The 20,621-nt window shown below is 52.7% G+C and carries 18 protein-coding genes; 7 read left to right on the forward strand and 11 right to left on the reverse strand.

Annotated elements, in window-relative coordinates; translation table 11 throughout:
• Positions 1 to 544: IS4 family transposase (locus ACSIPU_RS06580; protein ID WP_435321980.1), on the reverse strand; the 544-nt coding region annotated here is incomplete at its 3' end.
• 113 nt (positions 545 to 657) lie between these two features.
• Positions 658 to 1,071 (reverse strand): CoA-binding protein, encoded by a 414-nt coding sequence (locus ACSIPU_RS06585; RefSeq protein ID WP_004100789.1) that lies wholly within the window; start codon positions 1,069 to 1,071, stop codon positions 658 to 660.
• A 154-nt stretch (positions 1,072 to 1,225) separates the two neighbouring features.
• Here ACSIPU_RS06585 and mgsA point away from each other — a divergent pair, with 154 nt between their 5' ends.
• A complete protein-coding gene (gene mgsA, locus ACSIPU_RS06590) occupies positions 1,226 to 1,684 on the forward strand; it encodes a methylglyoxal synthase (protein ID WP_017146187.1) in 459 nt (152 codons plus the stop codon).
• Positions 1,685 to 1,712: 28 nt separating this feature from the next.
• Here the strand turns inward: mgsA and helD are convergent, their stop codons facing one another.
• Positions 1,713 to 3,767, reverse strand: a complete 2,055-nt coding sequence (gene helD / locus ACSIPU_RS06595) for a DNA helicase IV (protein WP_196558051.1) — start codon at positions 3,765 to 3,767, stop codon at positions 1,713 to 1,715.
• A gap of 122 nt (positions 3,768 to 3,889) precedes the next feature.
• On the opposite strand from helD, the gene ACSIPU_RS06600 reads away from it, so the two are divergent.
• Both ACSIPU_RS06600 and yccS read left to right on the forward strand, forming a co-directional pair.
• Entirely contained in the window at positions 3,890 to 4,336 is a 447-nt protein-coding gene (locus ACSIPU_RS06600; RefSeq protein ID WP_004100782.1) for a YccF domain-containing protein, read from the forward strand.
• Between the two features lie 17 nt (positions 4,337 to 4,353).
• Positions 4,354 to 6,489, forward strand: coding sequence for a YccS family putative transporter (gene yccS / locus ACSIPU_RS06605; protein ID WP_196558052.1), 2,136 nt, complete (start codon positions 4,354 to 4,356; stop codon positions 6,487 to 6,489).
• Here the strand turns inward: yccS and ACSIPU_RS06610 are convergent.
• Positions 6,477 to 7,100 (reverse strand): TfoX/Sxy family DNA transformation protein, encoded by a 624-nt coding sequence (locus ACSIPU_RS06610; RefSeq protein WP_004100775.1) that lies wholly within the window; start codon positions 7,098 to 7,100, stop codon positions 6,477 to 6,479. The two genes, yccS and ACSIPU_RS06610, sit on opposite strands and share 13 nt — an antisense overlap.
• Before the next feature lie 461 nt (positions 7,101 to 7,561).
• On the opposite strand from ACSIPU_RS06610, the gene sulA reads away from it, so the two are divergent.
• Together sulA and ompA are read left to right on the forward strand one after the other, a co-directional pair.
• Positions 7,562 to 8,071, forward strand: a complete 510-nt coding sequence (gene sulA / locus ACSIPU_RS06615; RefSeq protein WP_024273980.1) for an SOS-induced cell division inhibitor SulA — start codon at positions 7,562 to 7,564, stop codon at positions 8,069 to 8,071.
• A gap of 353 nt (positions 8,072 to 8,424) precedes the next feature.
• On the forward strand, positions 8,425 to 9,495 hold the full coding sequence (ompA, locus tag ACSIPU_RS06620) for a porin OmpA (RefSeq protein ID WP_004100770.1): 1,071 nt from the start codon (positions 8,425 to 8,427) through the stop codon (positions 9,493 to 9,495).
• Between the two features lie 110 nt (positions 9,496 to 9,605).
• On the opposite strand, the gene matP is transcribed toward ompA, so the two are convergent.
• Positions 9,606 to 10,058, reverse strand: a complete 453-nt coding sequence (gene matP, locus ACSIPU_RS06625; protein WP_004100768.1) for a macrodomain Ter protein MatP — start codon at positions 10,056 to 10,058, stop codon at positions 9,606 to 9,608.
• Positions 10,059 to 10,243: 185 nt separating this feature from the next.
• Here matP and ACSIPU_RS06630 point away from each other — a divergent pair, with 185 nt between their 5' ends.
• Together ACSIPU_RS06630 and fabA are read left to right on the forward strand one after the other, a co-directional pair.
• Entirely contained in the window at positions 10,244 to 12,001 is a 1,758-nt protein-coding gene (locus ACSIPU_RS06630) for an AAA family ATPase (protein ID WP_017146190.1), read from the forward strand.
• Between the two features lie 69 nt (positions 12,002 to 12,070).
• Positions 12,071 to 12,589, forward strand: a complete 519-nt coding sequence (gene fabA, locus ACSIPU_RS06635) for a bifunctional 3-hydroxydecanoyl-ACP dehydratase/trans-2-decenoyl-ACP isomerase (protein WP_004100765.1) — start codon at positions 12,071 to 12,073, stop codon at positions 12,587 to 12,589.
• A gap of 66 nt (positions 12,590 to 12,655) precedes the next feature.
• On the opposite strand, the gene rmf is transcribed toward fabA, so the two are convergent.
• The 6 genes from rmf to rlmKL form a co-directional block, all read right to left on the reverse strand.
• The gene (rmf, locus tag ACSIPU_RS06640; RefSeq protein WP_004100764.1) at positions 12,656 to 12,823 is read right to left on the reverse strand and encodes a ribosome modulation factor; all 168 of its coding nucleotides are present in this window, start codon (positions 12,821 to 12,823) and stop codon (positions 12,656 to 12,658) included.
• A gap of 255 nt (positions 12,824 to 13,078) precedes the next feature.
• The gene (pqiC, locus tag ACSIPU_RS06645; protein WP_017146191.1) at positions 13,079 to 13,642 is read right to left on the reverse strand and encodes a membrane integrity-associated transporter subunit PqiC; all 564 of its coding nucleotides are present in this window, start codon (positions 13,640 to 13,642) and stop codon (positions 13,079 to 13,081) included.
• Positions 13,642 to 15,279 carry an intermembrane transport protein PqiB gene (gene pqiB / locus ACSIPU_RS06650; RefSeq protein ID WP_004100756.1) on the reverse strand — a complete coding sequence of 546 codons (1,638 nt, stop codon included), beginning with the start codon at positions 15,277 to 15,279 and terminating at the stop codon, positions 13,642 to 13,644. The genes pqiC and pqiB overlap by 1 nt, the downstream gene beginning before the upstream one ends.
• A complete protein-coding gene (pqiA, locus tag ACSIPU_RS06655) occupies positions 15,269 to 16,537 on the reverse strand; it encodes a membrane integrity-associated transporter subunit PqiA (RefSeq protein WP_004100751.1) in 1,269 nt (422 codons plus the stop codon). The genes pqiB and pqiA overlap by 11 nt, the downstream gene beginning before the upstream one ends.
• A gap of 14 nt (positions 16,538 to 16,551) precedes the next feature.
• Positions 16,552 to 18,459, reverse strand: a complete 1,908-nt coding sequence (locus ACSIPU_RS06660) for an ABC transporter ATP-binding protein (RefSeq protein ID WP_004100750.1) — start codon at positions 18,457 to 18,459, stop codon at positions 16,552 to 16,554.
• A 12-nt stretch (positions 18,460 to 18,471) separates the two neighbouring features.
• Positions 18,472 to 20,577: a bifunctional 23S rRNA (guanine(2069)-N(7))-methyltransferase RlmK/23S rRNA (guanine(2445)-N(2))-methyltransferase RlmL gene (gene rlmKL / locus ACSIPU_RS06665; RefSeq protein ID WP_004100749.1), complete on the reverse strand. Its 2,106-nt coding sequence runs from the start codon at positions 20,575 to 20,577 to the stop codon at positions 18,472 to 18,474.
• Positions 20,578 to 20,621: the final 44 nt, after the last annotated feature.

Genomic DNA, 20,621 nt, shown 5'->3' on the forward strand with positions numbered 1-20,621 from the left:
CACGGCCAATAAAATCCCATCCGAGCGACCGGATATGCCGGAACCAGGCATTCTGGAAGCCCGCATCGGTAACGATGATGACTCTGGCCGTCGGGTTCACCGCCCCGGCAAGGGCATCAAGGAAGGCCTTTTGTATCTGTCCATTCTGCTGCTTTTCTGACGGGACTATCCAGCTTAACAGCGGAAGCGAACGCCCATCGCAAAGCAGACTGGCGCGGAGCACATGATATTCCTGAGACGGATAGCCACTCCAGTCAACCACAATAACACACAGCGATAATTTCCGTGTCAGCATGGTGATAATGCCATTGAAAATCAGAGGAATATCCTGATGGAGTGATTTATTGCCCAGTAGACGATCAACTCGTTTGATTTTGTTTTTGACCTGAGCAGCACCGGGTAAATAACGTCCGATACTGGTCAGCGTCAGTGACGCGCCGTTGATTAAGGCAAGCGTGGCGTCAAGAAGGGCATTTTGTCGGTATTTGTGAAACGGAGCTAAAGCATCCCGGAAGAAATTCTGACATACTCGGCAGGCAGGCATAGAGGTGATCTCATTGAATTGATAGCACAATCAGTAGATCACAAAACTCTATGCCTGTCTTTTTTCACCCGCCCATTACTGGGGATCCCTCAGCGTCAAGCGGGGTTTTAGGTTTAGCGGGCTAATCCTAATCGCGGAATTTCTATCGCCGGACAGCGATCCATCACCACGTTTAGACCGGCATCTCGGGCGAGCACTGCCGCTTGTTCATTGATGACCCCTAGCTGTAGCCACAAAGTTTTAGCACCGATAGCCACCGCTTCCTGGGCAACGCCCCAGGCTGCTTCTGAGTTGCGGAAGACATCAACCATGTCCACTTTTTCCGGCACCTCGGCCAGCGTGGCATATCCTTTTTGCCCCAGCAGCGTAGTACCCGCAACCTTAGGAGAAACCGGAATGACATGATATCCCTGCTCCAGAAGGTACTTCATCACCCGATAGCTTGGGCGATCGGGTTTGTCGCTTGCCCCCACCAGGGCGATAGTCCGGGTCGAGGTCAGAATACCTGCGATATCGTTCTCTTTCATCATCATCCTCCTGCTATTTAGCCCAAGTGTATGCTAATCCGAATGAACCAGCATTAGTGCTAACCCGCAGATGCGTCAAATTTTTTCATCCCGATGCTTGCAGCAGCAGACACTTCCAGTAATCTGTCTGCAGGTCAAAATGTGGAATGAAATGATGGAACTAACAACACGTACACTGCCAGCACGTAAACATATTGCGCTGGTTGCTCACGATCACTGTAAAGATATGCTGATGAAATGGGTAGAGCGCCACCAGCAACTTCTGGCACAACATACGCTATCGGCAACAGGAACAACCGGTAATCTGGTATCACGCGCAACCGGGCTGGAGGTGCACGCTATGCTGAGCGGCCCAATGGGCGGCGACCAGCAGGTAGGAGCCCTGATATCAGAAGGTAAAATTGATGTTTTGATTTTTTTCTGGGACCCGCTGAATGCGGTGCCGCATGACCCTGATGTTAAAGCGTTACTCCGTCTGGCAACCGTGTGGAATATTCCCGTTGCAACGAATGTCTCGACCGCCGACTTTATCATCCAGTCTCCCCACTTTAGCGATCCGGTCGATATTTTGATTCCTGATTACCAGCGTTATCTCGCTGAGCGTCTGAAATAAACCACGCTGGCGGCCTCGCCGCCAGTCATTACGGCTTTCTCGCAACCGGCACGTCCAGCGCCTTCAACATATCAACAAACGGTGACGGCTGCTCTTTATTAAACAACAACCAGACCCGCAGACGCGCGCGCGTAAGTGCGACATACAGCAAACGTCTCTCTTCTGCATCGGCAAAATCCTCCGGTTGTGGTAGCAGTGCCTGCTCCATAATCGACTCACGCGCCGAAGCCGGAAACGCATCATCACCTTCCTGAAGACCAAGGATAATGACGTAATCTGCTTGCTGCCCTTTGCTGGCATGAATAGTCATGAAATCGAGCTGAAGATGGGGCCAGCGTGTTGCAGCCTTTTCCAGCGCCGCTGGCTTCAAATGATGGTAACGCGCTAACAGCAAGATCCGTTGTTCTCGCTTGACGTAACCGCTCATTTTATCGAGCAGATCGTCGAGTTTATCCTCCGCTAACAACGTCACCGCTTTTTTGTCGCCTGCAATCAGACTGTTGAGTGGTTTCGTCAACTGATGCGGGTTCTGTTGGATAAATCCGTTTGCGACCTCGCCTATCCGGCTATTAAATCGGTAGGTCGTATCCAGCGCGCAACAATCCCCTTCGCCAAAATAGTGATTAAAAGCCGTCGTCAAAGAGAGTTGAGCACCGCTAAAACGATAGATAGCCTGCCAGTCATCGCCAACGGCAAACAGCGTAGTCTGCGTATTTTGTCGACGTAACGCGGCGAGTAGTGACGCCCGCTGCGGAGAGATATCCTGAAATTCATCCACCAGAATATGCTTCCACGGACTGACAAAGCGGCCTTTATCGAGAATATTTATCGCCTGATGAATCAGACCGGAGAAGTCGACGGCATTTTCATCTTTTAACGCCGTTTTCCAGGCTTTTAGTAAAGGGGCCATCAGCTTGACGCGCTTAGTAAAAAGATCGCGTACCTCCTCAGGCGCCCCGGCGATCATCTCAGCCTGCGAGCCGCCATGCATGCGCATCAGGCTAACCCAGCGATCGAGGCGGCTGGCGATGCGGCGCTGCAGCTTTTTATCCTGCCAGAAATCCCCTTCAGGGATCGGCCAGCCCATTTCTTCCTCCAGCCACAGTCGCCAGCCTTTCGCCTGCGCTTTTTTCTCCTGACACTGCTGCTGCCAGCTTTCGAGCAGAAGTTTTTGCCGCGCAGCGCTGTCGTTTTCCAGCTTGCTAATCATCGGCGCTTTTTTACTGCCCTGCTGAATAATATGCAAAGCCAGAGCATGAAAAGTGCGCGCGGAGATCTCGTCGGTTCCGAGGCGTTCGCGAATGCGCTCATCCATCTCCTGCGCGGCCTGTCGACCAAAAGCCAGCAGCAAAATTTGCTCAGCTGCCGCTTCGCCCCGGGTCAATAGCCAACCTGCTCGCGCCACTAAAACAGAGGTTTTACCGCTTCCGGCCCCTGCCAGTACCAGCAATGAACGCTCGCCGTTCACCACGGCGCGCGCCTGAGCCGGATTCAGCGGCGATGATTCAACTGCAGCAAAAAATCCCCGATATTGTTCCAGCATTGATTCAGTAAATTTTTGGTTATGCTCAAGCCTGGCCTTTTCCGTATCCCCCAACCAACTCTGGCACTGCCGCCATAATTCACGGCAGTTTTCAAATCCCTCAAGGCGGCTTGTCGGCACGGGGAGGCCGCTAAGGGCATGGCGAATTTTCTGCTGAATATCGGACACCTGCTGACGCGTCAACCATTTACCCTCGGCGCTTGAACGCGCCACATCAGCCAACTGCTGGCGCAGCAGATCGGCGGAAATCTCGCTCATTTCCGCGCTCCACTGCTGCCAGAGAGCATTCAGATGATGGTAAAAACGCTGAGTTTCGGTCCATTCGGTACCATGCAATCGCACAACTTTCTCGCCCGGTAGGATAAATTCCAGCTCTCCCCACACTAGCCCACGCTTGCAATGAATAGATAATAACTGATTGAAAGGTATAAGATATTCATGGCTATCACCGGAAACCTTTACTCCGGCATTAAGAAGTTGCACCCTGTCATAAGGGTGTTGAGCCATGCGTTTGCCCAATGTTGTCGCTCTGAGTTCCATATAATGTCGAATTTCAATCAGGTTGGATGTTTTTAAGTTTAACCGCCAGCGACCGGGTGCTCCAGCGTAAAAAACGCTACAATGGCCGGACCTTATTATCTACAGAATTAAACCGAGGGTTTATGCGTACCGTTCTGAATATTTTAAACTTTATCCTTGGCGGATTCGCCACCACGCTCGGCTGGCTTCTGGCGACGCTGGTCAGCATAGTACTGATTTTTACGCTGCCTCTCACCCGCTCCTGCTGGGAGATAACAAAACTCTCTCTCCTTCCCTATGGTAATGAAGCCATTCATGTTGATGAACTCGACCCTCAGGGAAAGAATAGCCTGCTTAACGCGGGCGGAACGTTGTTGAATATTTTATGGTTTATTTTCTTCGGCTGGTGGTTGTGCCTGATGCATATCTTTTGTGGGATCGCCCAGTGTCTGACCATCATCGGCATTCCGGTAGGCATCGCCAATTTTAAAATCGCCGCGATTGCTTTGTGGCCGGTAGGCCGGCGAGTCGTTTCCGTTGAGACCGCTCGTGCTGCGCGTGAAGCCAACGCGCGTCGCCGCTTTCAGTAATTGAATGGAACAGAGAAATGCTCAGCCCCCTGCTACGCCGCTATACCTGGAACAGTGCCTGGTTATATTACATCAGGATATTCATCGCACTCTGCGGTACGACCGCATTTCCCTGGTGGCTCGGCGAAGTAAAACTCACCATCCCTTTAACGCTTGGCGTCGTGGCCGCGGCGCTGACTGACCTGGACGATCGTCTGGCAGGACGTCTGCGTAATCTGGCCATTACCCTTGTATGCTTCTTTATCGCTTCGGCCTCGGTGGAGCTTCTCTTCCCCTGGCCCTGGTTATTCGCGGCAGGATTAACCGTTTCCACTATCGGCTTTATTTTGCTTGGTGGTCTGGGACAGCGCTACGCCACCATCGCCTTTGGCGCGCTATTAATTGCCATCTACACCATGTTGGGGGTAACGCTTTACAGCCAATGGTATCTCCAGCCGCTGTTTTTGCTGGCTGGCGCGGTGTGGTACAACCTGCTCACCCTCGCCGGGCATCTGATTTTCCCTATCCGTCCCCTTCAGGACAATCTGGCACGTAGCTATGAGCAGCTCGCCCGCTATCTAGAGCTTAAATCCCGGCTATTCGATCCGGATATAGAAGATGAAAGCCAGGCCCCGCTCTATGACCTGGCAATAGCCAACGGCCAGCTGGTGACTACGCTGAACCAGACCAAAGTTTCCCTGCTGACTCGTCTGCGCGGAGATCGCGGCCAGCGCGGTACTCGCCGCACGTTACAGTACTATTTCGTGGCGCAGGATATCCATGAACGTGCGAGTTCATCGCATATTCAGTACCAAACGCTACGCGAACATTTTCGTTATAGCGATGTGATGTTCCGCTTTCAGCGTATGCTATCAATGCAGGCGCAGGCCTGCCAGAAACTGTCGCGTGCCATTCTGCTGCGCGAGCCCTACCTGCACGACACTCATTTTGAGCGCGCTTTTATGCATCTTGACGCAGCGCTCGATCGCGTTAAGGCCAGCGGCGCGCCAGCGGAACAGATTAAAGCGCTGGGTTTTTTGCTGAATAACTTACGGGCTATTGACGCCCAGCTGGCGACAATTGAATCGGTCCAGACCACCGAACAGTCCATTCACAGTACGGAAAACCTGTTAGCCGACGACCAGCCTAACGGATTTAGCGATATCTGGCTGCGCTTGCGCAGTAATATGTCTCCTGAGTCAGCCCTGTTTCGTCATGCGGTTCGAATGTCGATAGTCCTGTGCGCAGGTTATGCCTTTATCCAATTGACCGGGCTGAACCATGGCTACTGGATATTACTGACCAGCCTGTTTGTTTGTCAGCCAAACTATAACGCCACTCGCCATCGGCTGGCGTTAAGGATAATCGGGACCTTGATCGGTGTGGCCATCGGCCTGCCGGTACTGCTCCTCGTCCCGTCCGTTGAAGGCCAGCTGCTTTTGATTGTCCTGACCGGCGTGCTGTTCTTCGCTTTCCGTAATGTGCAGTACGCCCACGCGACAATGTTCATTACGCTCCTTGTCTTGCTCTGTTTTAACCTCCTGGGAGAAGGTTTCGAAGTTGCCCTACCGCGCATATTCGACACTCTGATTGGCTGCGCTATCGCCTGGGCCGCAGTGAGTTTTATTTGGCCGGACTGGAAATTCCGCAATCTCCCTCGAGTGCTCGAGCAAGCAATCAATGCCAACTGCCGATATTTAGATGCCATTCTTGAGCAATATCACCAGGGGCGCGACAACCGCCTGGCCTATCGTGTTGCACGCAGAGCCGCGCATAACCGGGATAGCGAACTGGCCTCTGTCGTATCGAACTTATCAACAGAACCCAAAGCGAGCTCACAAATGCGGGAAACTGCTTTTCGTTTGCTCTGCCTGAACCATACCTTTACCAGCTATATCTCTGCTCTGGGAGCCCACAGGGAAAAGCTGACAACGCCAGATATTCTGGCGCTGCTGGACGATGCCGTGTGTTATGTGGATGACGCACTGCACCATTCGCCAGCCGATGAACTACGGGTACAGCAGGCTTTAGCAAGCCTGCAGACCCGGATCCACCATCTTGACCCTCGCGCCGACAGCAAAGAGCCTTTAGTTCTGCAGCAAATTGGACTGCTGCTGGCGCTACTGCCAGAAATTTGTCGGCTACAGCGACAGGTTGAGATTCAACCTGAGTAGGCCTCCATCTCCTGTACCTGTACCGCCGCCCACTCCTCAAGCTCCTGACGCTGTTGCGTCGGGAGCGTGGCCGCATGCACGCCCGCAATAGCTCCCTCTAATGAATAAAGGACGTTTACCGTTAGCGCTTTATTCATTTTTCGTAGTCTGAGCCAGGCTTCTTTAGCGCCAATTTTTCGCAGCGTTAATTCATCTTTGATACCTGAATTAATCAACTGGAGCTCCATGTGAAAACTAATATTTGGAAGATTCTTTAATCTTCCGGAATGTCGCTGCCGATGTTTTTCATTACGAGCGGTCTGTAATGATAGCGCTGATAAATGAAAAAGCATTTTGCTGTCACGCCAAAGCCCTTCATCTATATGATAGTACTTAAGCGCAACCAGACGACCATTCTTCTGCATCTTCAACAGCGGGTTTTTATGCGCCACGCGATACTGCGCACTCTGCTCACAAACCCGAAGATAGATCTCCCCCTCAGCCATCATGGCAAACACGGTATTATCTATCGCCAGGCTATAGCCACCAAATAAGGGCCGACAGCTTATTTTTCCTAATGGAGACAAACATGCCCGAAACTGATGGATCCTAAGACATACGAGTTTCTTCATGATTATTCCTTTGTTAATCATGTAAATAAGACATAAATTTGCTAACGGATCCGCTAATAAGAAAATAAGGGAGTTCCCTTTATGCAGCAACATGAATTATCTCTTTATTTTACTCAGCTTGTTTTTTTGCGAGCAGCTTTCCGAAAATAGCCTTTTGATGAAGTAAAAAGCAGGAAAGGTAAAATGCTTAATTAATATTAATCAACCCGGAGAACATAAAGCATGGCGTCACCCGCGATTTGTAAATGGTTAACGTCATAATTTGTGGGAGGAATTTTTTAAAGAAGAAATGACCACAACGATGAATTCACATTCTGTACACCCCATCACTCAACGCTGTCAGCTTGTCTTCATTGCCAAAGATGTACAAATTTCATCCAGAAAACGAGAAAATAGAGTTGATCTTTCATCCTGTCGCATATACTGTATATGCATACAGTAACCCACAGGCGGGATAGACTATGTTTACATCAGCTCACGCAAATCGTTCACCACTGACTTCTACTTCAGTACGTCGTCGCTCTCATGACGCTGCCGAACAGCCAGCTAACGGGCTGATCAGTGAAATAGTCTATCGAGAAGATCAGCCCATGATGACGCAACTGCTACTGCTTCCTTTATTACAACAGCTTGGTCAGCAGTCGCGCTGGCAGCTCTGGCTGACACCACAGCAGAAGCTGAGTCGCGAATGGGTGCAGTCATCCGGTTTACCGCTATCCAAGGTGATGCAAATCAGTCAGCTCTCCCCTGCTAATACGCTCGAATCAATGGTTCGCTCACTGCGCACGGGAAACTATAGCGTGGTCATTGGCTGGCTGTCGGAAGAACTCACCGTTGAGGAACATGAACGACTGGTTGCCGCTGCAGAAGAAGGTCACGCGATGGGCTTTATCATGCGTCCGGTAAGAAATACCGCTCAGCCTGGCAGACAACATTCCGGGCTAAAAATTCACTCAAACCTGTATCATTAACTGAGTTTAGGATTAATCCTGGAATTTTTTTTGCCCGCGACTGAGATTGGCTTTCATCGCGGGCGTTTTTGTTAAAATGCTTGTCTGATGCGGGTTCGCGACTTTTTTTGCCTCGATTGAAGCCAACCCTATTTGTTAAACATAGTGTACACAACCCTTTTTTTTCATATGCCTGACGGAGTTCACACTTGTAAGTTTCTAACTAAGTTGTAGACTTTACATCGCCAGGGGTGATCGGCTTACGCTGCATGTATCAGCACAGTTAACAACAAGTCACGCCCCGGGTGAAGGATTTAACCGTGAGGTCTTCTGAACCTTCATGGCGAATTTTGGATGATAATGAGGCGCAAAAAATGAAAAAGACAGCTATCGCGATTGCAGTGGCACTGGCTGGCTTCGCTACCGTAGCGCAGGCCGCTCCGAAAGATAACACCTGGTATGCAGGTGGTAAGCTGGGCTGGTCCCAGTATCACGATACCGGTTTCTACGGTAACGGTTTCAAAGGTAACAATGGTCCAGTTCGTAACGATCAGCTGGGTGCTGGTGCGTTCGGTGGTTACCAGGTTAACCCGTACCTCGGTTTCGAAATGGGTTACGACTGGCTGGGCCGCATGGCTTATAAAGGCAGCGTAGACAACGGCGCTTTCAAAGCTCAGGGCGTTCAGCTGACTGCTAAACTGGGTTACCCAATCACTGACGATCTGGACATCTATACCCGTCTGGGCGGCATGGTTTGGCGCGCTGACTCCAAAGGTAACTACGCTTCTACCGGTGTTTCCCGTAGCGAACACGACACTGGCGTATCCCCGGTATTCGCGGGTGGCTTAGAGTGGGCTGTTACTCGTGACATCGCAACCCGTCTGGAATACCAGTGGGTTAACAATATCGGCGACGCAGGCACCGTTGGTACCCGTCCTGATAACGGCATGCTGAGCCTGGGTGTTTCCTACCGTTTCGGTCAGGAAGATGTTGCTCCGGTTGTAGCTCCGGCTCCGGCTCCGGCTCCGGAAGTGACTACCAAGCACTTCACCCTGAAGTCTGACGTTCTGTTCAACTTCAACAAATCTACTCTGAAACCAGAAGGTCAGCAGGCTCTGGATCAGCTGTACACCCAGCTGAGCAACATGGATCCGAAAGACGGTTCCGCAGTTGTTCTGGGCTACACCGACCGTATCGGTTCCGATGCCTACAACCAGCAGCTGTCTGAGAAACGTGCTCAGTCCGTTGTTGATTACCTGGTATCTAAAGGTATCCCGGCCAGCAAAATCTCCGCTCGCGGTATGGGTGAATCCAACCCGGTTACTGGCAACACCTGTGACAACGTGAAAGCACGCGCAGCTCTGATCGACTGCCTGGCGCCGGACCGTCGTGTAGAAATCGAAGTTAAAGGCTACAAAGACGTTGTAACTCAGCCGCAGGCTTAAGTTATCTCGTTAATAAAAAACCCCGCGATGCGGGGTTTTTTTTGCTTCAACTGCTGTCATCAAAGTCAAAGCTGCAGAACGTTGAGGCGCTTATACCCTCGCCCCAATTGCTATTCTTTACCTAGCAGAACCTGCAAATCATGCTTCAGGCTCGACATCTTGCTGGCATACTTCTCTTTATGCTCAGCATCCTCAATCAACTGCACAATGGTTTCCGACAGCGTTTTACCCCGTCTTTGAGCCAGACCGGCGAGGCGTTGCCAGACCATAAACTCCAGATCGATAGACTTTTTACGCGTATGCTGATGCTCCGCGTTAAAATGACGTTTGCGTCGCGCGCGGATCGTCTGCTTCATGCGGTTAACCAGCTCTGGGTTGATATGATGCTCAATCCAGGTATTCACCAGCACGGGTTCATTTTCAAGCGTCAGTAATAGATCGACCGCCGCTTGCGCAGCGCTGGCTTCAATGTAGCGGGTAATAAGCTCACCTTCCCGATGCTTTTTTACCAGATATGTCCATTTCCAGCCGCTTTCGAGATTTTCCAGTTGTTGATATTTCATTGCGATCTCAATGTGACCGTGTAACTCATTTCAGGATATCAGTTTTTTCTCGATGTGCTGAGAATAAATCATCTTTCGTGATGTTGGTAGATGGCCGATCGCCGTGACAATCGCAATCCCCCGTGTGCTCAGACGCCGCATAATGTATAATCGCGCGTTTTACATCTGACTAAAAAACAGCGACTTTGACCATTACGAAACTTACCCGAAACGACCTCGCTCCTGATACGGAAAGTTATCAGGCGCTGTTTGCACAAGCCGACTTAGCTCACGCAGAGGCATCCCTCTCAGGCGAACTGCAACCCCGTTTATTCTATGCCCTGGAGCAGCTTCTGGTCACTCCAGCCATTTCGCCATTTATGCTGGTTAAAATTCCGGAAGAGCCGGAGTACCTGCAATGGCTCGCTAACGAAACTCGTACTTTACATCAACCGCCGGAATCCCTCTGCGGAGTACGCTATCAGATTGATGGCGGAAAAATCTCGCTCTCGCCGGCGCAAACCGCTGAAGATAATTTCGCAAGCGTCGTGCCGGTCGAAGCGGCAGATTGGGTCGAAGCGGAGCAGCTATTTGGCTGCGTGCGCCAGTTTAACGGCGAGATCGCTTTACAACCGGGTCTTGTCCATCGGGCTAATGGCGGCGTACTGATCCTCTCCTTGCGGGCCTTACTGGCTCAGCCTCTGCTATGGATGCGGCTAAAAAATATGGTGGCTCGCCAGCGTTTTGACTGGCTGTCATTTGATGAGTCTCGCCCTCTTCCGGTGAGCATTCCCTCTATGCCTTTGAGCCTGAAAGTGATCCTGGTCGGCGAGCGGGAATCTCTTGCTGATTTTCAGGAGATGGAGCCCGAGCTTTCTGCTCAGGCTATCTACAGCGAATATGAAGATAACCTGCAAATCGCTGATGCAGAGACGCTTAAGCAGTGGTGTCAATGGGTCTGGCAAAATGCCCAGCGGCTCGAACTTCCGGGGCTGTCCGCTACCGCCTGGCCGCTGTTGATTCAGGAAGGCGCTCGCTATACCGGTGACCAGGAAACCTTGCCCCTGTGCATACTGTGGATCGCCCGCCAGCTTCGCGAAGCCACCGCCTTCTGTGAAGGTGACGAGATTAGCGCCGAAGAGATGCAAACCATGCTTGAGCGTCGTCTGTGGCGCGAAGGCTATCTTGCCGAACGCATCCAGGATGAAATCCTGCAGGAGCAAATCCTGATCGAGACGGAAGGCGAATGCGTAGGGCAGATCAACGCCCTCTCAGTCATCGAGTTTCCGGGCCATCCGCGCGCGTTTGGCGAGCCTTCTCGTATCAGCTGCGTTGTGCATATTGGCGACGGTGAATTTATTGATGTTGAGCGCAAGGCGGAACTGGGTGGCAATATTCATGCGAAAGGCATGATGATTATGCAGGCATTCCTGATGTCCGAGCTGGAGCTTGAACAACAGCTCCCCTTCACCGCATCTTTGACCTTCGAGCAGTCATACAGTGAAGTGGATGGCGACAGTGCATCCATGGCCGAACTGTGCGCGCTGATCAGTTCTCTGGCCAATGTGCCGATTAATCAAAGTATCGCCATTACCGGCTCAGTCGATCAGTTTGGTCGCGTACAGCCGGTAGGCGGGCTCAATGAGAAAATTGAAGGCTTCTTTGCTATTTGTCAGCAGCGTGGGCTAACCGGTAAACAAGGCGTCATTATTCCTTCCGCCAACGTTCGTCATCTGAGCCTTGCGCAGGAGCTGCAACAGGCGGTTGCGGATGAACAGTTCTTTATCTGGGCGGTCGATGACGTAACCGAAGCGCTGCCCATTCTGACCCAGTTACTCTGGGACGGCGAAGGACAAACTTTACGGCAAACCATACAGGAGCGGATTGCGCAGGCGACACAGCAAGAGAGTCGTCATCGCTTTCCGTGGCCGCTACGCTGGTTAGGCGGTTCAGGTTCGAACTGATCGGACTTGTTCAGCTTACACGTGTTAGCTATCCTGCGTCCCGAACTCAAAATAAGGCTTACTGAAAACATGGTAGATAAACGCGAATCCTATACAAAAGAAGACCTTCTTGCCTCCGGTCGTGGTGAACTATTTGGCGCGAAAGGCCCTCAACTGCCGGCGCCAAATATGCTGATGATGGACCGCGTCATCAAAATGACCGAAACCGGTGGTAACTATGACAAAGGTTATGTCGAGGCAGAACTCGATATTAACCCGGATCTGTGGTTCTTCGGTTGCCACTTCATTGGTGACCCGGTAATGCCGGGCTGTCTGGGTCTGGATGCCATGTGGCAGCTGGTGGGCTTCTACCTGGGCTGGTTAGGTGGCGAGGGTAAAGGTCGTGCGTTAGGCGTAGGTGAAGTCAAGCTCACCGGCCAGGTACTGCCAACGGCGAAGAAAGTAACCTACCGCATTCATTTCAAACGCGTGATAAATCGTCGTTTGATTATGGGCCTGGCGGATGGTGAAGTGCTGGTTGACGATCGTCTGATCTACACCGCAACCGATCTGAAAGTGGGCCTGTTCCAGGACACTTCCTCATTCTGATATAAGCAGTCACGCTTATAGACGGCGAAGCCCCCGCGCAGCGGAGGCTTCTTTTTAAAGAGACAGTCAGGCAATTTGTACCCTGTCCTCCATGGCCTCTCGCCAGCCTCCCAGCCAATAAGACCTCTGGTTTAAGGTCTGGTAAGGACACATTTCCTTCGACCTTCCGGTAATACCGGCCTGGTACCCACGCTGATGTGCCCGTTCCAGGCGATCTCGTTTTTGTCTCTTCATGCCTCGTTTCCCTCATTCTTTGATCTGGTGGAAAAGAAAACAATGGTCACTAAATACGCAACCACGGTTAACGAATACCGCGAATCGGGGATAGCGTCAATGCGCAAAATTCACGCCATTGTCATATTTGTGAGCTACATGAAACTTCATTTGTACAAAAACTGTGAACCAGCACAAGTAACAATCTGATGAGACAAATAAAAAAGCCGCTGCGATTTTCATTTTCGCTGCGGCTTTTTTTCTTATTAATTTTACTTATGGCAAGCGGTTAATCTCGCTGGCAATCACCGCCGCTTCCTGAGTCCAGGCCTGAGCTAGCGTTTTCACCATCGCATCGTAGCCATCTTCTTGTTGCTTGAGCTCGATATGGAATGGCCGCTTAATCAGCTGTCCCTGATGCTTCAGTAACCACTCACCGCTAACGATAACCCGACCATCGTAACGACCGTGAAAACCGCTGACGGATACGTTTAGGGTATCCTGCTCGCTACCCAGCGGTTGAGAAGCCACGACCCAGCCGGGAAGCTGATTGCTAAGGTTCGCCACCAGCGTCGTTCTTAGCTGCTGATCGAGCGGGCTCGCCCACAGATTGTTATTTGCAATCACATACTGAACATCGGTGGTCTGATAGACCACCCCGTTACCGGCAAGATAATCCGGAATACTGACCTGCTCGACCCAAAGCAAATTTTTGCTCTGGTGTGCGGCGCTTTGCGCGCCGCCCTGAGCCACGGGAAGCTGGTAGTAAGTTTTACTCTCACCGCCGCTGCTGCATGCCGTCAACGCGCATACCGCCGCCGCTATTAGCCATTTCTTCATTATTTCGCTCCCTTCGGCTGCGGATCTTTTTTATCCTTCGCCTCAAATACCAGCGCATTGCTCTTATCATTAAGCGTTTTCAGTACCGGCTGCAGTTCGCGCAGCACCTGGTCGAGACGCTGCATATCCGCAACCATCTTATTGTAAGCCGCGGAGCCAGGCTGGAAGCCCTGCATACTACGATTAAGTTCACGTAGCGTACTCTGCATATCACCCGGCAGCTGCTGCATAGACTGACTTGAGGTGATCTTATTCAGACTGTCGAGCGTCGCCTGTACGTGCTGCATGGTTTTTTCACTTTGCGCCAGCGTACTGGTTGCCTGCTCCAGCAGTGGATTAATTGGCAGATTATTAATCTTATCCAGCGCATCCATCAGGCGCTGCTGGATCTGCGCCAGACCACCGCTTACGGTCGGAATAATCGGATAACCGCCAAATTCCTGCATCTTGCCGCGCGCAGGGGCTTTCGGATAGAAGTCGAGATCGATATACAGCGCGCCGGTCACCAGATTGCCGGTTTTAAGCGAACCGCGCAGCCCGCGATTCATTAGATCATCGATATGCTTACGAATATCAGGATCGGCGCCTAACTGATTGATCAGGCGTTCCGGCTCAATTCGCACTTCTACCGGGATACGGTAATCGTCGTTTATGTTCTGCTTCAGGCCTGGGATAAAGAATGGTACCTTGCCTACGGTCCCAAGACGGATACCGCGGAATTCAACCGGCGCGCCGGGCTGCAGACCGCGAATAGAATCTTTAAAGAACATCACGTAGTCAATGTGTTGAGTGAACACAGAGTCCTGAATGCTGCGTTGATCGTCAAACAGATGATATTCGGTTTTATTCGCCACCGGTTCCCCTAGCGGGAGTCCTTCAGGGATATCAAAGCTGACGCCGCCGCCAAACAGCGTCGACAGCGATCCCATCTCAACGCGCATGCCGGCCGCGGTCAGATCCACCGCAATACCGCTATCCTTCCAGAAACGCACGTTATTAGTGACCAGCCGATCGTTAGGCGCGCTAATAAACAGCTGATAGGTGATATTGCGTTTTTGCGCATCGAAGGTGCTGGTTTCCACCGAACCTACACGATAGCCGCGGAAAAGCACCGGGTCGCCGGGTGACAGCTGACCTGCTTTGCTACTTTCCAATAGAATACGAATGCCTTTCGCATCGGGTGAGGCCAGCGGCGGTGAATCCAGCAGCGGATACTGCGCAGGGACAGAGCCTTTGGTCCCCGGCTGCAGTTCGATATAGGCGCCGGACAATAGCGTGCCGAGGCCGCTGATACCTTCACGACCAACCTGCGGCTTAACCACCCAAAAAACCGAATCCTGATGAAGCAGTTTTTCCATGCCAGAATTCAGTCGGGCTTTAACCTCCACGTGAGTCAGGTCGTCCGTCAGCGTTGCGCTTTCAATCACGCCGACGTCAACGCTGCGGCTTTTAATGCGGGTCTTTCCCCCTTCAATGCCTTCGGCGTTGGTTGTGATCAGGGTCACTTCCGGCCCCTGGTGGCTATAGTGATAAAAAAGAATCCAGGCGCCAATTAGCGCCGTCACTATCGGGAAGATCCACACCGGTGACCAGTTCTTCACCTTTTGCACCTTCGCTTCTCCGCTCTTATTTTCCATGCTGCAGTCTTTCCTCATGGCTTGAATCTGGCTCACGATCCCACAACAAACGCGGGTCAAAGGTCATGGCCGAAAACATTGTCATCACTACCACCAGCGCAAACATCACCGCCCCTATCGCCGGGTAGATATTCATTAACCCACCTATGCGCACCAGAGCGGAGAGGACTGCGATGACAAACACATCAATCATTGACCAGCGGCCAACAAACTCGACGACTTCATAAATCAGATGCATGCGCTCTGAGTCGCGATCTCCCCTGCCGCTGGCGTTCCAGCAGAGCCAGCCAATGGCGATCATTTTTAAGGTTGGCACCATAATACTGGCGATGAATATCACCATCGCCACTGGATAGGATCCTTCGCTCCACAGCAGGATCACCCCCGCCATAATGGTGGAAGGCATTTTATCGCCAAGCAGATCGGTAATCATGATCGGCAGAATATTGGCGGGCATATAAAGGATTAGCGAAGTCATTAACAGCGCCAGCGTCCACTGCAGGCTGTTTTTACGCCGGGCAGTCCCCTTTGTATGACAGCGCGGACAGACGGCCTCATCAATCGGCAACACCGCTGTACAGCATGAGCATGAACGCAGCCCCTGACGCAGTCCGGACACGCCAACTTTCAGCGGCTGCTTGATAGCCGGCATTGGCGCAATATCATCCCACAGCCAGCGGCGATCCACGCACTGGAACGTCCGCAGCTGTAATACGCAGAACATACACCACGGGACAAAGCTCAGGCCAACGCCAATATCGCCATAGGCCATCAGCTTAACGAAGCTGACCAGTACCCCGGCGAGAAAGATTTCCGCCATTCCCCAGGTTTTAAGATGAAACAGAATACGCGCCAGAAACGCTTTCAGCCCGGATGGCATGCGCACCCGGTTGACCAACAGGAGTATAGTGACCAGACAGAAAGCCGGCACCAGCTGGACGAAAAGCAAAAAGAACGTGCCGAGGCTGGCATAGTCCTCGGTGAAGAGGACGTTCGGGATTTCCAGCAATTCAATTTCGCTGCTAATCCCCCCGACCTTCATATAGATGAAGGGAAACAAATTGGCCAGCAGCAACATGAACAACGCGACCAGCGCATACGCGGTAGGACGCTGCCGTGGCGCGTCCCATGACGTTGTCAATGTCGTTCCGCAGCGCGGACATGCAGCTTTCTGGCGATGCTCCAGCTGCGGCAAAGCCACCAGCAGATCACATTGTCGGCACAAAATATGCCGCGCAGCATGATGATGATCGCACATGAAAACTCCTCAGCTTATGCGCCGTTTTTTAGCCCTTCAAGATATTCCCAGCGTTCGAAGGCGGCTTCCAGCGCCTGCTCCGCTTCACTCAGCTGCGCCAGTACCTGCTGCGTATGGTCATGCGACTGACCAAAGAAAGAAGGGTCGGCAACCTGCTCCTGCAAATTCTGCAGCTGGGCTTCCAGTTCTTCCAGCTTCTGCGGCAGCTGTTCCAGCTCGCGCTGCAGGTTATAGCTTAGTTTGCTGGCAGCACGTTTGACACTTTCTGCTTTCGGTTGAGCAACTTCAACACTCTTTTTGGAAACCGGCTGCTTACGCGCGAGGTACTGCGCTTGCTGACCGCGGGCGTCATGATAGCCGCCAACGTATTGGCCAATTTGCCCTGCGCCTTCAAAGATCCAACACTCTGTTACCGTATTATCGACAAACTGACGGTCGTGGCTAACCAGCATCACGGTTCCCTGATAGCCGTCGACAAGCTCTTCCAGCAGCTCCAGGGTTTCGACATCCAGATCGTTTGTCGGTTCGTCGAGAATCAACAGGTTACTGGGCTTAAGGAACAGACGCGCCAATAGCAGACGGTTGCGCTCGCCGCCCGATAGCGCACGCACCGGCGTCATCGCGCGTTTCGGATGGAACATAAAATCCTGCAGATAGCCCAGGACGTGGCGCGGCTTGCCGTTCACCATCACTTCCTGTTTACCTTCCGCGAGGTTGTCCATCACCGTTTTATCCGGATCAAGTTCCGCGCGGTGCTGGTCGAAGTAGGCCACTTCCAGCTTGGTGCCTACATGAATACGTCCGCTATCCGCCTGCAGCTGACCGAGCATCAGCTTCAGCAGCGTAGTTTTGCCGCAGCCGTTCGGGCCAATCAGCGCAATTTTGTCGCCGCGCTGGATTTGGGCGGTGAAGTCTTTAACCAGCACCTTGCCATCAACCTGGTAGTTGACGTTCTCCATTTCGAACACAATCTTGCCCGAACGCGCGGCCTCTTCCACCTGCATCTTCGCGCTGCCCATCACTTCACGACGCTCGCCGCGTTCGCGACGCATGGCCTTTAACGCCCGCACGCGCCCTTCGTTACGGGTGCGGCGCGCTTTGATCCCCTGTCGGATCCACACTTCTTCCTGCGCCAGCTTGCGATCGAACTCCGCGTTCTGTAGCTCTTCCACGCGCAGCGCTTCTTCTTTATCCAGCAGATACTGATCGTAGTTACCCGGATAGGTCACCAGCTTGCCGCGATCGAGATCGACAATACGCGTCGCCATATTGCGAATGAAGGAACGGTCATGCGAAATAAAGATGATGGTGCCTTTAAACATCTTCAGGAAACCTTCCAGCCAGTCGATGGTTTCAATATCGAGGTGGTTGGTCGGTTCATCGAGCAGCAGCACCCGCGGCCCGCTGACCAGCGCGCGACCGAGGGCCGCTTTACGCAGCCAGCCGCCGGAGAGCGATGATAGCTCGGCGTTAGGATCCAGATTCAACTGTTCCAGCACTTCATTAATACGACTGTCGAGCTGCCACAGCCCTAAATTGTCCAGCTGTTCCTGCAGACGCGCCAGCTCATTGAGATTCTTGTCGCTCGGATCGGTCATCACCAGCTGCGAAACATCGTGATAACCCTTAAGGTATGCTGCTTGCTCAGCAATCCCTTCCGCCACAAAGTCATACACGGTTCCGGTGACGTCACGCGGCGGATCCTGCTGCAAACGCGCCACAACCAGATCCAGCTCATAGATAATGCGCCCATCATCAAGACCTTGTTCTCGGTTGAGGATCTTCATCAGGGTCGATTTACCCGCGCCGTTGCGCCCCACCAGGCAGACACGTTCGTTATCTTCGATATGCAGTTCAGCATTATCCAGCAGCGGCGCATCGCTGAAAGAGAGCCAGGCGCCGTGCATACTAATTAAAGACATTCTTTATTCCTTTCAGGCTGCGGTAATCAGCCAGCAGTTGTGAATCTGACGGTTGCGGGCAAAGTCCTGAGACAGCGTTTTTTGCGTAATCTCCTGTGCCTTCAGGCCCAGCTGCGCCAGCCCGTCATGATCCATACGGAAACCGCGTTTGTTGTTTGAGAACATAATCGTGCCGCCTTTACGCAGCAGACGTTTTAAATCGGTCATCAGGCGCAAATGGTCGCGCTGAACGTCAAAGGCGTCATCCATACGCTTCGAGTTGGAGAAGGTGGGCGGATCGATAAAGATCAGGTCGAACTGTTCGGTCGTCTCCCGCAGCCAGCCCAGCACATCGGCCTGCATCAGGCGATGCGCGCGACCGGTTAAACCATTGAGGCGCAGGTTACGCTCAGCCCATTCGAGGTAGGTACGCGACATATCAACCGTGGTCGTGGATCGCGCGCCGCCAAGGCCGGCGTGAACGCTGGCGCTGCCGGTATAGGAGAACAGATTGAGGAAGTCTTTACCTTTACTCATCTGCCCCAGCATGCGGCGAGCGATACGGTGGTCGAGGAACAGCCCGGTATCCAGATAGTCGGTCAGATTAACCCACAGACGCGCGTTATACTCCTGCACCTCAATGAATTCACCTTTTTCGCCCATTTTCTGGTACTGATTTTTACCTTTCTGCCGCTCGCGGGTTTTCAACACCAGCTTATTCGGCGCAATCCCAAGCACGGCAATGGTGGCAGCAATAATATCGAACAGACGCTGACGGGCTTTATGCGCGTCAACGGTTTTCGGCGGCGCATACTCCTGCACCACAACCCAATCGGCGTAACGGTCAATAGCGACGTTGTATTCCGGGAGGTCGGCATCATACAGGCGATAGCATTCAATACCCTCCTGGCGCGCCCACTTCTCATATTTTTTCAGGTTTTTACGCAGGCGGTTGGCGAAATCTTCCGCCAGCATCGCGGTTTTGCCGCCTTCGTTTTCCGCAAGGTGGTAATTCTTCTGTACACAGTCGAGCGGGCCGTTTTTCGCTTTGAACTGCTTATCGGCGCGCAGCTGCAGGCAGCTCAGCAGATCCGGCGAGGCGCTAAACAGCGACAGGTTCCAGCCGCCAAACTGGTTTTTCATAATCCGCCCCAGCAGGCTATGCAGGGCAATCAGCGCCGGCTCGCTCTCCAGACGCTCGCCGTATGGAGGGTTGCTAATCACTGTCCCGTAAGGGCCCTTCGGCAACGGGTTGCTCAGCTGGGCGACATCTTTCACTTCGAAGGTAACCAGCTCGCCAATACCGGCACGGCGGGCGTTACGCTGCGCGCGTTCGATAACCCGGGCGTCAACGTCGGAACCGTAAAAGCGCGACTCATACGCCGCCAGCCCCTGACGGGCGCGGGTTTGCGCTTCGGACTTCACCTCTTTCCAGATAGCATCATCATGCTGCGCCCAGCCGCCGAAACCCCAATGGCCGCGGTGTAAACCCGGCGCCCGATCGGTCGCCAGCATCGCCGCTTCAATCAACAGCGTACCGGAACCGCACATGGGATCGAGCAGCGGCGTACCGGTAGCCCAGCCGGAACGCATCACTATCGCCGCGGCCAGGTTTTCTTTGATTGGCGCCATACCGGTACCGTCGCGGTAGCCGCGCAGGTGCAGGCCCTCGCCGCTGAGATCCAGAGATATATGAGCGGTCTCTTTATTCAACCAGACGTTAATGCGCAGATCGGGGTTTTCGCGATCGACGTTGGGACGCGGCAAATTCTTACGCGTAAAGCTGTCGACGATGGCATCTTTAACCTTCAGCGCCCCATACTGGCTGTTGCGGATCTCTTCGTTCAGCCCGCTAAAATGCACGGCAAAAGTGGCATCCTGGCTGAAAATCTCCGTCCATGGAATGGCCTGCACGCCAAGATACAGATCCAGGTCGCTGTATACGCTGCACTGCCCCAGCGGCAGCATAATCCGCGAAGCCAGTCGGCTCCACATCAGGCTTTGATACAACAGTCGCGTATCTCCCTGAAAATGGACCCCGCCCTGGACCAACTGGCAGTCCACCGCGCCCAGCCCTTCCAGTTCAGTTTTTAACAGCTCTTCCAGCCCACGAGCCGTACTGGCAAACAGAGAATTCATATCGTCACTTTTACTAAAAGAAAATTGGTGCGCATTATAGCCAA

This window comes from Klebsiella sp. HN106 (assembly GCF_051209435.1).
In the GTDB taxonomy this organism is placed as follows: Bacteria; Pseudomonadota; Gammaproteobacteria; order Enterobacterales; family Enterobacteriaceae; genus Klebsiella; species Klebsiella oxytoca.